Raw genomic sequence first — 12,791 nt, forward strand, 5'->3', positions numbered from 1 at the left:
GTTTCGCGATTGGAAATGCATGAAAACAAATAGATAGAGCGGTTTTGACGATTCCGTCAAAATTGGAGCCGCCCCAAACGATGGAGGCGCATTGGTTGATGCAAAGCGCTTGATCGGGCAACAAGCTTGCGCCATGTTTATGTGAATATCTTATAAGTCGTTGATTTATAAAAGCGATTTAACCCGCCGAAACGGTCTCGAAATTGGCGTTTTGCGCTGCTTTCCTTTATAAAGAGACTTTATCGATTCTGTTGAGAAAGATATCTGAATAGTGTCAGATCAAACCCCTCCACCCGGTTCCGACGATATGAATGGCGGCCCGAGCGGTATTGAGCCGATTTCCATTATTGAGGAAATGCAGCGCTCATATCTCGATTACGCAATGAGCGTTATCGTGAGCCGTGCTCTGCCTGATGTGCGCGACGGCCTGAAGCCTGTGCATCGTCGTATCCTTCATGCCATGAACGAGATGAATCTCGCCTATAATCGCCCCTACCGTAAATCGGCAGGTGTGATCGGTGAGGTCATGGGTAAGTATCACCCGCATGGCGACTCTTCGATTTACGACGCCCTCGTGCGTATGGCGCAGGACTTTTCCATGCGCGATCCGCTTGTCGACGGGCAGGGCAATTTCGGCTCCATCGACGGCGACCCACCGGCGGCGATGCGTTATACCGAATGCCGTCTGGAAAAGCTCACCGAAGCCCTCCTGTCGGACATCGACAAGGACACAGTCAATTTTCAGGACAATTACGACGGTCGCGAACGTGAGCCGGTGGTTATGCCTGCTCGCTTCCCGAACCTGCTCGTCAATGGGTCTGGTGGTATCGCGGTCGGTATGGCGACCAATATTCCGCCGCACAACCTTGGCGAAGTCATCGATGGCTGCATCGCGTTGATTAACAATCCGGCTATCGAGCTGGAAGAGATCATGGAAATTATACCCGGTCCGGATTTTCCGACGGGTGGTATTATTCTTGGTCGCGCTGGCATCAATTCGGCCTATACGACAGGTCGCGGCTCGGTGATCATGCGCGGGCGCGCTGCAATCGAACCGATGCGCGGCGACCGCGAAGCCATTATCATCACCGAGATACCGTATCAGGTGAACAAGGCCTCGATGATCGAGAAAATGGCCGAGCTGGTGCGTGACAAGCGTATCGAAGGCATTTCCGATCTGCGCGACGAATCCGACCGCGAAGGCTATCGCGTTGTGGTCGAGCTGAAGCGTGACGCCGTAGCCGACGTCGTGCTGAACCAGCTCTATCGTTATACGCCGTTGCAGACCTCTTTCGGTTGCAACATGGTGGCGTTGAACGGTGGCAAGCCCGAACAGTTAACGCTGCTCGACATGCTGCGCGCCTTCGTGGCCTTCCGTGAGGAAGTCGTCACACGCCGCACCAAGTTCCTGCTCAACAAGGCGCGTGACCGCGCGCATGTGTTGGTTGGTCTGGCGATTGCCGTTGCCAACATCGATGAAGTGATTGCACTGATCCGTCGCGCGCCCGATCCAACAACGGCGCGTGAGCAGTTGATGGAACGTCGCTGGCCTGCTGTCGACGTTGCGCCGTTGATCCGTCTGATCGACGATCCGCGTCACCGCATCAATGACGACAACACCTACAACCTCTCCGAAGAACAGGCTCGCGCCATTCTCGATCTGCGTCTGCAGCGCCTGACCGCGCTTGGTCGCGATGAAGTGGCCGACGAACTGAACAAGATCGGTGAGGAAATTCGCGATTATCTCGACATTCTCAGCTCGCGCGTGCGCGTGATGACGATTGTCACAGACGAAATGATCGCCGTTCGTGACGAGTTCGCCACGCCACGCCGCACCGAATTCGGTCTTGGTGGCGCGGAAATGGACGATGAAGACCTCATCGCCCGCGAAGACATGGTCGTCACCGTCAGCCATGCTGGTTATATCAAGCGTGTGCCACTGGCGACCTATCGTGCACAGCGTCGCGGCGGCAAGGGCCGTTCCGGCATGGCGACGAAGGACGAAGATTTCGTCACGCGCCTGTTTGTCGCCAATACGCATACGCCGGTACTGTTCTTCTCTTCACGTGGCATTGTCTACAAGGAGAAGGTCTGGCGTCTGCCGGTCGGCAATCCGCAATCACGCGGCAAGGCGCTCATCAACATGCTGCCATTGCAGCAGGGTGAGCGTATTACGACCATTATGCCGCTGCCGGAGGATGAAGATTCCTGGGCAAATCTGGACGTCATGTTCTCGACGACTCGCGGTACGGTTCGCCGTAACAAGCTGTCGGACTTCGTTCAGGTCAACCGCAACGGCAAGATCGCCATGAAGCTCGAGGATGAGGGTGATGAAATCCTCTCCGTCGATACCTGTACGGAATTCGACGACGTGCTTCTGACCTGTGCTGGTGGCCAGTGTATCCGCTTCCCGGTAACCGATGTGCGCGTCTTCGCAGGTCGCAATTCCATCGGCGTGCGCGGCATCAATCTGGCGGATGGCGATAAGGTCATCTCCATGGCGATCCTGCACCATGTCGATGCTGATGCCTCGCAGCGTTCCGCCTATCTCAAGCGTTCGATTGCCGAACGCCGGGCTCAAGGTGCAGACGACGCTGATGATATCGTCGTTGTCGGTGAAGAAGTCGGTACGGACGCCGAGCTTTCCGAAGACCGGTATCAGGAACTGAAGGCGCGCGAACAGACTGTGCTGACGGTTAGCGAGTATGGCTACGGCAAACGTTCGTCGTCTTACGAGTTCCGTGTCTCGGGCCGTGGCGGCAAGGGTATCCGTGCAACCGATACGTCGAAGACCGACGAAATCGGCAAGCTGGTCTCGCTATTCCCGGTTGAAGCAAGCGACCAGATCCTTCTCGTCTCCGATGGCGGCCAGCTTATTCGTGTGCCAGTCGACGGTATTCGTCTAGCAGGCCGATCGACCAAGGGCGTGACGATCTTCAACACGGCTGACGGCGAAAAGGTCGTCTCCGTCGAGCGCATTTCCGAAACGGAAAGCGACGAAGAAGGCAGCAATGGCGACGTTGAGGGTGGCGAACCTGCTCCCGAGGGCGAAGCCCCAACGGCTACCGAAGAATAAGGCAAACTGGCCGGGCGCATGCGCCCGGTTAGAGCACTTCCAGCAAAAGTGCGTAGCGGTTTTGCGCAGGATAATGCGTAAAAACAAATGGATAGAGCGGTTCCACGATTCCGTTTTAACCGGAACTGCTCTAGAGCAAGCACAACGAACAAGGCCGATGGTTTTACCATCGGCCTTTTTCAGATGCCAAGACTGGAGGAATTGGCGGTCTTCTAACCAGATCACGTCGATGAGACGGCGATAAGATGCTGATATTTAAGTTATTCAGTGCGAGATATTTAGAAGATTAGCGTGACGGCGATGTGTTCTTCTGGCGCTTCATCTCAAGCCGATAAGGCGAGACTTAGAACCACGAAGATGCGGATTATCGCGAACGCATATTGCGGATGCTGTTGAGGTCGAATGCCACCTGACGCACGCGCTGGCGTTTGGCTTCGTTCTCCTCAAGGAGCAGTATGATTGCCGATGCGGCCATTGCGACCATCATGGATAATGCCAGAAGAAAGATCATCATCGTCATATCCTTTCAGCATACATACGCTTCAGAAACGAAAAGGTTGCACCAAACTTGCGCCTATTCTGGTAAATCGGTTGTGAACTTGCTGTGAAAACCGCGTTCACAACGCGTTCAATTGGTTTCTTGGTTTCTATTTTCTTATCGCTGTGGTTCTTCTTGAAAATCCTGTCAGAAAAGGCTAGCTGGAAGAAATGACAATCGCGATCTATGCGGGCTCCTTCGACCCGGTGACAAACGGCCATATGGATGTCCTGAAAGGCGCTCTGCGCCTTGCCGATGAGGTTATTGTCGCCATTGGCGTGCATCCCGGCAAGAAACCACTGTTCAGTTTTGACGAGCGCGTAGAGCTGATCGGCCAGAGCGCGAAAGCTGTTCTCGCCAGCGATGCGGCCCGCATTTCCGTTATCTCCTTTGATGGACTGGTGATCGACTCAGCGCGCAAGCATAAGGCGCAGCTGATGGTGCGCGGCCTGCGCGACGGCACCGATCTTGATTATGAAATGCAGATGGCGGGGATGAACGGCACCATGGCGCCGGAATTGCAGACCGTTTTCCTGCCAGCCGATCCCGCCGTGCGCACGATTACCGCCACATTGGTTCGCCAGATTGCGTCGATGGGCGGCGATATCAAGCCTTTCGTACCGGCTGTTGTTGCCGCTGCCCTTGAAGCAAAATTCAAATCCTGAGGTTTGGGAGTTTTTCGATCATGAAATTTATCCGTTCGGCGCTCGCCGCTGCCGCGATCCTGACATTGTCTCAAGGCGTGATGGCCTCCGTCGCCAATGCGGCGGACACGCTCGTTCTGCAGCTCAAGGACGGTGATGTCGCGATCCAGTTGCGTCCCGACCTCGCGCCGAAGCATGTGGCCCAGATCGAAAAGCTGGTCAGCGACGGCGCTTATGACGGCGTTGCCTTCCACCGCGTCATTCCAGGCTTCATGGCCCAGACTGGCGATGTCCAGTACGGCAATATGGACAAGGGCTTCAACGCTCAGAGCGTCGGTACCGGCGGCTCCAAATATCCGGACATCAAGGCTGAGTTCTCGAAGGAACCTTTCGTGCGTGGCACGGTTGGTATGGCGCGCAGCCAGAGCCCGAATTCCGCTAACTCGCAGTTCTTCATCATGTTCGATGACGGCGCATTCCTGAACGGCCAGTACACTGTGGTCGGCAAGGTTGTCAGCGGCATGGAAGCCGTGGACAAGATAAAGAAGGGCAGCGAATCCGATAATGGATCCGTGGAAAACCCGGACAAGATCGTCAAGGCGACCATTCAGAAATAACTATCCAATACAACGCGTCTTATTGAACGCATTGAAACAGGAGAGGCCAAATGGCTTACAAAGACCCCGAAAACACGCTCGTTCTCGAAACCACCAAGGGCAATGTCGTGCTCGAACTCTATCCGGACCTCGCACCGGGCCACGTTGAGCGCATCAAGGAACTGGCACGCGAAGGCGCTTATGACGGCGTTGTGTTCCACCGCGTGATCGACGGCTTCATGGCGCAGACTGGCGACGTGAAGTTCGGCAAGTCGGGCGGCGCGCATTTCAACGGCTCGCGCGCCGGCATGGGCGGTTCGGACAAGCCGGACCTGAAGGCTGAGTTCTCCAACACCCAGCACAAGCGCGGCACGGCTTCGATGGCACGCAGCCAGAACCCGAATTCGGCCAACTCGCAGTTCTTCATCTGCTTTACTGACGCCCCTTGGCTCGATCGCCAGTACACCGTCTGGGGTCAGGTCATCGAAGGCATGGACAATGTCGACACGATCAAGCGCGGCGAACCGGTCACCGATCCGGACAAGATCGTAACTGCGCGTATCGCAGCCGATATCTGATCGATTACTATTAATAAAAATTGCGGCTCCGGTTCATGCCGGGGCCGTAGCTATGTACGAGGCCCATCATGCGTGTTGATCTTTTTGATTTCGATCTGCCGGAAGAGCGTATCGCTTTGCGCCCAGCAGAGCCCCGTGACCATGCCAAGCTTTTGCGCGTTGTTCCGGGCCAGCCTTTCGAGGATCGCCACGTCTATGATCTGCCCGATCTTCTGCAGCCGGGCGATGCGCTTGTTTTCAACGATACCAAGGTGATACCGGCGCAGCTTGAAGGTATGCGCGAACGCGACGGCAATATCAGCCAAGTCAGCGCAACCTTGCATATGCGCATGGGGCCTGACCGCTGGGCAGCGTTTCTGCGTCCGGCCAAGCGTGTCAAGGAAGGCGACCGCATCCGCTTCGGCCATTCCGGTTCAAGCTGCTTCCTTGGAACACTCGACGCAACCGTTGCGGAGAAAGGCGACGCAGGCGAGGCGCTTCTCGTGTTCGACCTGTCGAGCGCGATGCTCGACGAGGCCATCGCCGCTGTCGGACATATTCCGCTTCCACCCTATATCGCTTCGAAGCGCGCGGAAGATGACCGCGACCGCAGCGACTATCAAACTGTTTATGCCCGTGAGGAAGGTGCTGTTGCAGCACCGACCGCCGGACTTCATTTCACGCCCGACCTTCTGGAAAAGATCAAGGCCAAGGGCATTGAAGAGCATTTCGTGACATTGCATGTCGGGGCGGGGACTTTCTTGCCCGTCAAGGCTGATGACACGAGCGATCACAAGATGCATTCCGAGATCGGCTATGTTTCGCAGAAGACTGCGGATGCGCTGAATGCGGTGCATCAGCGTGGCGGCCGTGTTGTCTGTGTCGGCACGACGTCGCTGCGGCTCATCGAAAGTGCAGCCGGTGAAGATGGCATCATTCGTCCGTGGTCCGGTCCAACCGACATTTTCATCACGCCGGGCTATAAATTCCGCGCTGTCGACATGCTGATGACCAATTTCCATCTGCCGCGTTCGACGCTGTTCATGCTGGTTTCCGCATTCAGCGGCCTCGACACGATGCGCGCCGCCTATGAACGGGCCATTGAAACCGGCTATCGCTTCTATTCCTATGGCGACGGCAGCTTGCTTGAACGCGCTTGACATACTAGACAACGGCCATGACCAGCGAAAATTTTGAATTCAAAGTCCTCGCCCGCGATGGCGCGGCCCGTCAGGGTGAAATTTCCATGCCGCGCGGCGTGGTGCGCACGCCTGCCTTTATGCCTGTCGGCACCGCCGGTACCGTTAAGGCCATGTATATGGATCAGGTGAAGGAGCTTGGCGCGGATATCATCCTCGGCAATACCTATCATCTCATGCTGCGCCCCGGTGCGGAGCGTGTTGCCCGTCTTGGCGGATTGCACGAATTTGGCGGCTGGAAAGGACCAATCTTGACCGATTCCGGCGGCTTTCAGGTCATGTCTCTGGCGCAGCTACGCAAGCTGGATGAGAAGGGCGTAACCTTCCGCTCGCATATTGACGGCAAAGCCTATGAGATGACGCCGGAGCGTTCCATCGAAATTCAGGGCCTGCTGGATAGTGATATCCAGATGCAACTCGATGAATGCGTAGCGCTGCCTTCGCCGGAAAAGAACACCGAACGCGCAATGGAGCTTTCACTCCGCTGGGCCGAACGCTGCAAGGTAGCCTTTGGCGACCAACCCGGCAAAGCCATGTTCGGCATCGTGCAGGGCGGCGATAATGCCCGCTTGCGCGAACGTTCAGCAGAAGCGCTGAAGGCCATGGACCTCAAGGGCTATTCCGTCGGCGGCCTTGCTGTCGGCGAGCCGCAGGACGTCATGCTGGACATGCTGCAAGTGGTCTGCCCAATCCTGCCAGCCGAAAAGCCGCGCTATCTCATGGGTGTCGGCACGCCAGATGACATTCTGAAATCAGTCGCGCGCGGCATCGACATGTTCGATTGCGTGATGCCGACCCGCGCGGGGCGTCACGGTCTGGCCTTCACACGTTTTGGCAAGGTCAATCTGCGCAATGCACGCCATGCCGACGATCATCGTCCGCTCGATCCGGAATCCGATTGCCCGGCATCGCGCGACTACAGCCGCGCCTATCTGCATCATCTGGTGAAATCCGGCGAGGCACTGGGCGCCATGCTGCTGACCTGGAACAATCTGGCCTATTATCAGTATCTGATGAAGGGCATCCGCGCAGCGGTTGCTGATGGTCGCTTCAACGATTTTGCCGCTGAAACCACCGCAGGGTGGGAGCGGGGAGACATCCCGGCTCTGTGATTCGCAAACTGCTAAAATAAAGGGGCGCTGAGCGCCCTTTTTTCTTAAATAATGTCAGTTTTCTGTCAGCATGTTTTCCAAACGGCAGAGAACGGCGCGCTGTTCTTCGTCCGTTACAATCTCGCATTCCATCAATTTAGAACACTCAAGTCCAGCCACGGCCAGATAGACGATCAGCGCTGTATCAGGGTCTGTCGTATCCTTGATCATGCGGTCGAGAAACGTCCGGTGATACTGGCGAACGGGCACCATGAAACCCGGATCTTCGGCAAGTGCGGCAAGAACACCGCATGCTGGCGGTTCATCATCGGCCTGAACGCGATAAACATCGAGAAAAGCCCGCGCAACGCGGTTTTTATCGCCGGACTGGAGCGTTTCCTGAACCTCCATCGCCCGTTCGTGTTCTTTCATATATTCTTCGACAACGCCTTCGAGCAGCTTTGCCTTGGTCGGAAAAGAATAAAGCAATCCGCCCTTCGACAGCCCGGCACGGGCCGCAACGGCGTCGAGTGAAATGTGAGCTGGCCCCACTTCCCGGGCAAGTTCCACGGCCGCGCGTAAAATACGCTCGCGCGAAGAGACCTTCTTTTTAGCTAACAACTTCGACGGGTCTCCTGACAGTTCATGAGTTGACAATACCGTCCAGACGGTACAGTTATTCGCTCCGCTAATTCAAGTAAAATACGCGCGACCTTTGTGTGATTGCGAAAGGGTGCGCTCAACGTCCCCCCTCGGCGCTTTTTAACAGCGTTCAGGGCGCCACCCCGGAGTACAACCGCAATGATAAAGCGCCTAATTCTGGCAATCGTGTTCCTGGTGATCGTCGTCGGGGGGCTTGTCGGCTTCAATCTGTTCAGATCTAAGGCCATCAAGGACTTTTTCGCTACCATGCAGCAGCCAGCGCAGACGGTTTCCACCACCACGGTGGAGCCGGGCACATGGCAGCCGGGTGTTGAAGCCATCGGCACGGCCCACGCGCTGAACGGCGTTGACCTGACGGTTCAGCTCGACGGCATCGTGCAGAAGATCAACTTCACCTCCAATCAGGACGTGAAGGAAGGCGACGTGCTGCTTCAGCTGGAAGACAGCATCCAGAAGGCTGACCTCGTCGCTGCCGAAGCGCAGGCTGTTCTTGCCCAGCAGAACCTGAAGCGCGCCGACACGCTGCGCACACGCGGCGTGGGTGCTGTTTCCAACGTCGATACGACGGCGTCCGTTGCTAATGCTGCGGAAGCGGCAGTTGAAAAGATGCGTGCAACGCTGGCCCAAAAGACCGTGAAAGCGCCGTTCTCCGGCGTTATCGGTATCGCCAAGGTGGACATCGGTCAGTATCTGACGCCCGGCACGGTGATCGCCACCTTGCAGGACACCAACATGATGCGCATCGACTTCACGGTGCCGGAACAGTCGCTGACCTCGATCAAACTCGGCCAGACCGTCAAGGTCGGCTCAACGGCTGACAAGCTTGATTTCACCGGCACGATTGTTGGTATTGATCCGAAGATCGACCCGACCACACGCCTTGTTTCGGTGCGCGCCGAGGTCAAGAACCCGGATCACAAGCTGACGCCCGGTCAGTTCGTGCAGGTTCGTGTTGAACTGCCCGAAGAAAGCAATGTGTTTGCCATTGCACAGACGTCCATCGTGTCGAGCCTTTACGGCGACTATGTCTATGCCGTTCGTCCCGAAAAGAAGGCTGAAGACGGCAAGGCCAATGCGGAAGCAGCGAAGCCTGCTGAAGAAGCCAAGACGCCTGCTGCCGATGCAAAGCCCGCAGACGGCGAAAAGCTGGTCGCACAGCAGGTCTTCGTGAAGCTTGGGCGTCGCTATAATGGCGTGGTGGAAATCACCAGCGGCCTCAAGGCAGGCGACGTCATCATCACCGCTGGACAGAACAGGCTTTCGCCCGGCGTTCCGGTGAACATCGACAATGCGGTTAACCCGGCCAATCCGGCTGACAAGAAATAGGCGAACCGATGAGTTTTTCAGACATTTTCATCCGGCGACCCGTTCTTGCAACGGTGGTCGCTCTCATGATCATTCTCCTCGGCCTTCAGGGTATCGCGCAGCTTTCCGTGCGCGAATATCCGAAGGTTGACGAAACGGTCATCACCATCACCACCAACTATGCTGGTGCAAGCGCTGAACTCATTCAGGGCTTCATCACCGCGCCTATCGCTGAATCGGTCGCGACGACTGAAAACATCGACTATGTGACGTCATCCAGCCGCCCATCGTCGAGCACGGTGACGGTACAGATGAAGCTCGGCGCCAATCCGGATGCTGCGCTGACGGAAGTGATCGCCAAGGTCAATCAGGTTCGCGGCGATCTGCCGGACGAATCCGATGATCCGATTATCGTCAAGGGAACGGGTCAGAGCTTCGCAACCATGTATCTGGCTGCGCAGAACCCGAACATGACGAGCGAGCAGATCACCGAATATCTGGAACGCGTTATCCAGCCGCGCATGTCCACTATTCAGGGTGTCGCCAAGGCTGAAATCCTTGGTGGTCAGGTCTATTCGATGCGTGTCTGGCTCGATCCGATCCAGTTGGCAGCGCGTCAGATAACGGCGCCAGAAGTGCTGGCCGCAATCAATGCGTCCAACTTCCTGTCCGCACCGGGCACGACGAAGAACGAGTATGTTGCGTCTTCGATCACGTTGAAATCAACGCTGCAAACACCGGAAGCCTTTGGCGCAATGCCGATCAAGACTTCGGGCGATGAAATCGTGCGCCTGCGTGATGTGGCGAAGGTGGAACTGGCGGCCAAGAGCACCGACACCATCGTGTCGTTCAATGGCTCGGCTGGTACCTTCCTTGGCGTCTACCCGACGCCAGCAGCAAACCCGATCGACATGGCGGCTGCCGTCAACAAGGAACTGCCGTCGATCCAGAACTCGCTGCCGGAAGGCATGTCTCTCGTTCTCGTCTATGACGCGACCGAGCAGATCAGCTCTTCGATCAAGGAAGTCTTCACGACCATCGGCGAAGCTGTGGCCATCGTTATTCTGGTCATCATCGTCTTCCTTGGTTCGTTCCGTTCGGTTCTGATCCCGATTGTGACCATTCCGATCTCGCTGATCGGCGTGTGCTTCTTCCTGTTCGCGCTCGGTTTCTCGATCAATCTTCTCTCACTGCTCGCCATGGTTCTGGCTATCGGCCTCGTGGTCGATGACGCCATCGTCGTTCTGGAGAATATCCACCGCCATATCGAAGAGGGTCTGCGTCCGATGGATGCCGCCTTCAAGGGTATGAAGGAAATCACTGGCTCGATCATCGCCATGACGATCACGCTAGCTGCCGTGTTCGCTCCGCTCGGTTTCACCGGCGGCCTGACCGGCGCGCTGTTCCGCGAATTCGCCTTCACGCTGGCGGGTGCCGTTATCATTTCCGGTGTAGCGGCTTTGACCATCTCGCCGATGATGTGCTCGCGCATGCTCAAGCATGGCGAGGCAACGCGGTTCCAGAAGTTCATCGACCGCACCTTCTCTCGCGTGGAAAAGTGGTATCACCGCCGGGTCACGAACTCGCTGAACTATCGCGGCATCACGCTGATGATCGTCATAGCGCTGATGGGCCTGACGGGCTTCCTGTTCATGAACACGTCGAGCGAACTGGCTCCTGAAGAAGATTCGGGCGCGCTGTTCTCGATGTTCCAGGCTCCGCAATATGCGACTTCGGCCTATACCAACCTTTATGCCGAACAGATTGATGAGCTGACGAAAGATCTGCCTGAGCAAAAGACCCGATTCCAGATCGTCGGCATGGATGGCGGCACGACCTCGGGTATCGCACTCTGGGTGTTGAGCGACTGGAACGACCGTACCCGTTCGCAGAAGCAGATTCAGGAAGACCTGACAAATCGTCTGAACAAGGTGGCCGGTGTGCAAGCTTTCGTCTTCGCTCCGCCATCGCTTCCGGGTACTGGCGGCGGTCTGCCGATCTCGATTGCCTTGCAGTCGACCGGTCCGGCGGACACGGTTTTCGCACTGGCCGAAGAGATCAAGAACGAAGCGCAGGCTTCGGGACAATTCATCATCGTGCAGAACTCACTGTCCTTCAACGCACCGGAAACGACGATCACCATCGACCGCGACCGTGCGGCAACGCTTGGCGTGCAGGTGAGCGATATCGGTGCAACGCTTGGTCTCCTGACCGGCGGCGCGTCGGTTGCCAAGTTCGACCGCGATTCAAACAGCTATGACATCATCACTCAGGTGCCGGATGCCTATCGCTCGAATCCCGAAAAGCTCGGTGAGTTCTATGTTCGCAGCGTTTCGGGCTCGATGATCCCGCTGTCGTCGGTCATCACGATCACGCAGAACGCATCGCCTGCAGCAATCGAGCAGTTCAACCAGCTCAATTCGGCAACGATCTCCGCGCTGCCTCTGCCGGGCGTGACCACGGGCCAAGGCCTGCAAACACTTGTCGATCTGACCAAGGCCAAGATGCCGGAAGGCTTCTTCCTTGATTATTCCGGCCAGTCGCGTCTGGAAGTAGAGCAAGGCAACACGATCCTGATCGCCTTCGGTCTCGCCGTTGTCGTGATCTATCTGGTTCTGGCTGCGCAGTTCGAAAGCTTCCGTGATCCGTTCATCATCATGATGTCGGTGCCGCTTTCGATCTTCGGCGCTATCGTGCCGCTCAATATCGGTCTCGGCACGCTGAACATCTACACGCAGGTTGGTCTGATTACCCTTGTCGGGCTGATTACCAAGCACGGCATTCTGATGGTGGAATTTGCCAATCAGCAGCGCCGTCTGCACGGGCTTTCGCGTCGCGATGCGATCATCGCCGCCGCTGAAACCCGTCTGCGTCCGATCCTGATGACCACTGCGGCTATGGCGCTTGGCGTTGTTCCGCTGATCATCGCAACGGGTGCCGGTGCCGCCGCCCGTTACTCGATGGGGCTGGTGATCTTCACCGGTATCGTGATCGGCACGATGTTCACGCTGTTCGTGGTGCCGATGTTCTACACCTTCATCGCAAAGAAGGACGTGGAAGGCGAATATGTGGTTAAGCCGGAAGAGGGGCATGATTCAGCCCCGGCGCAACCGCACTAATAT

General features: G+C 56.8%; 10 protein-coding genes. 8 read left to right on the plus strand and 2 right to left on the minus strand.

The genetic code is table 11. The annotated features are described in order from the left end of the window. Nucleotides 1-307 precede the first annotated feature (307 nt). Nucleotides 308-3,076, plus strand: a complete 2,769-nt coding sequence (gene gyrA / locus QBD01_RS17615) for a DNA gyrase subunit A (RefSeq protein ID WP_280994106.1) — start codon at nucleotides 308-310, stop codon at nucleotides 3,074-3,076. A gap of 364 nt (nucleotides 3,077-3,440) precedes the next feature. On the opposite strand, the gene QBD01_RS17620 is transcribed toward gyrA, so the two are convergent. After that, nucleotides 3,441-3,590 carry a hypothetical protein gene (locus QBD01_RS17620; RefSeq protein WP_171058747.1) on the minus strand — a complete coding sequence of 50 codons (150 nt, stop codon included), beginning with the start codon at nucleotides 3,588-3,590 and terminating at the stop codon, nucleotides 3,441-3,443. Nucleotides 3,591-3,784: 194 nt separating this feature from the next. Here QBD01_RS17620 and coaD point away from each other — a divergent pair, with 194 nt between their 5' ends. From coaD to tgt, 5 genes are all read left to right on the plus strand, one after another. Then, entirely contained in the window at nucleotides 3,785-4,279 is a 495-nt protein-coding gene (gene coaD / locus QBD01_RS17625) for a pantetheine-phosphate adenylyltransferase (protein ID WP_182520436.1), read from the plus strand. Between the two features lie 20 nt (nucleotides 4,280-4,299). Then, nucleotides 4,300-4,875 (plus strand): peptidylprolyl isomerase, encoded by a 576-nt coding sequence (locus tag QBD01_RS17630; protein WP_182520437.1) that lies wholly within the window; start codon nucleotides 4,300-4,302, stop codon nucleotides 4,873-4,875. 50 nt (nucleotides 4,876-4,925) lie between these two features. Next, nucleotides 4,926-5,432 carry a peptidylprolyl isomerase gene (locus QBD01_RS17635; protein WP_078338616.1) on the plus strand — a complete coding sequence of 169 codons (507 nt, stop codon included), beginning with the start codon at nucleotides 4,926-4,928 and terminating at the stop codon, nucleotides 5,430-5,432. 68 nt (nucleotides 5,433-5,500) lie between these two features. Continuing rightward, a complete protein-coding gene (queA, locus tag QBD01_RS17640; RefSeq protein WP_280993894.1) occupies nucleotides 5,501-6,571 on the plus strand; it encodes a tRNA preQ1(34) S-adenosylmethionine ribosyltransferase-isomerase QueA in 1,071 nt (356 codons plus the stop codon). A 17-nt stretch (nucleotides 6,572-6,588) separates the two neighbouring features. Next, nucleotides 6,589-7,722 carry a tRNA guanosine(34) transglycosylase Tgt gene (gene tgt, locus QBD01_RS17645; RefSeq protein WP_280993895.1) on the plus strand — a complete coding sequence of 378 codons (1,134 nt, stop codon included), beginning with the start codon at nucleotides 6,589-6,591 and terminating at the stop codon, nucleotides 7,720-7,722. Between the two features lie 54 nt (nucleotides 7,723-7,776). Here tgt and QBD01_RS17650 read toward each other — a convergent pair whose 3' ends face one another. After that, entirely contained in the window at nucleotides 7,777-8,322 is a 546-nt protein-coding gene (locus QBD01_RS17650; protein WP_182520441.1) for a TetR/AcrR family transcriptional regulator, read from the minus strand. A 180-nt stretch (nucleotides 8,323-8,502) separates the two neighbouring features. Between QBD01_RS17650 and QBD01_RS17655 the strand changes: the two genes are divergently transcribed. After that, nucleotides 8,503-9,690, plus strand: a complete 1,188-nt coding sequence (locus QBD01_RS17655) for an efflux RND transporter periplasmic adaptor subunit (protein ID WP_280993896.1) — start codon at nucleotides 8,503-8,505, stop codon at nucleotides 9,688-9,690. 8 nt (nucleotides 9,691-9,698) lie between these two features. After that, on the plus strand, nucleotides 9,699-12,788 hold the full coding sequence (locus tag QBD01_RS17660; RefSeq protein WP_182520443.1) for an efflux RND transporter permease subunit: 3,090 nt from the start codon (nucleotides 9,699-9,701) through the stop codon (nucleotides 12,786-12,788). Nucleotides 12,789-12,791 lie beyond the last annotated feature (3 nt).

This window comes from Ochrobactrum sp. 19YEA23 (genome assembly GCF_029909865.1).
In the GTDB taxonomy this organism is placed as follows: domain Bacteria; phylum Pseudomonadota; class Alphaproteobacteria; order Rhizobiales; family Rhizobiaceae; genus Brucella; species Brucella gambitense.

Excerpts from the sequence above, each read along its gene's own strand:
- gyrA (WP_280994106.1), top strand. The coding sequence starts at position 308 with ATGAATGGCGGCCCGAGCGGTATTGAGCCGATTTCCATTATTGAGGAA.
- QBD01_RS17620 (WP_171058747.1), bottom strand. The coding sequence starts at position 3,590 with ATGATGATCTTTCTTCTGGCATTATCCATGATGGTCGCAATGGCCGCA.
- coaD (WP_182520436.1), top strand. The coding sequence starts at position 3,785 with ATGACAATCGCGATCTATGCGGGCTCCTTCGACCCGGTGACAAACGGC.
- QBD01_RS17630 (WP_182520437.1), top strand. The coding sequence starts at position 4,300 with ATGAAATTTATCCGTTCGGCGCTCGCCGCTGCCGCGATCCTGACATTG.
- QBD01_RS17635 (WP_078338616.1), top strand. The coding sequence starts at position 4,926 with ATGGCTTACAAAGACCCCGAAAACACGCTCGTTCTCGAAACCACCAAG.
- queA (WP_280993894.1), top strand. The coding sequence starts at position 5,501 with ATGCGTGTTGATCTTTTTGATTTCGATCTGCCGGAAGAGCGTATCGCT.
- tgt (WP_280993895.1), top strand. The coding sequence starts at position 6,589 with ATGACCAGCGAAAATTTTGAATTCAAAGTCCTCGCCCGCGATGGCGCG.
- QBD01_RS17655 (WP_280993896.1), top strand. The coding sequence starts at position 8,503 with ATGATAAAGCGCCTAATTCTGGCAATCGTGTTCCTGGTGATCGTCGTC.
- QBD01_RS17660 (WP_182520443.1), top strand. The coding sequence starts at position 9,699 with ATGAGTTTTTCAGACATTTTCATCCGGCGACCCGTTCTTGCAACGGTG.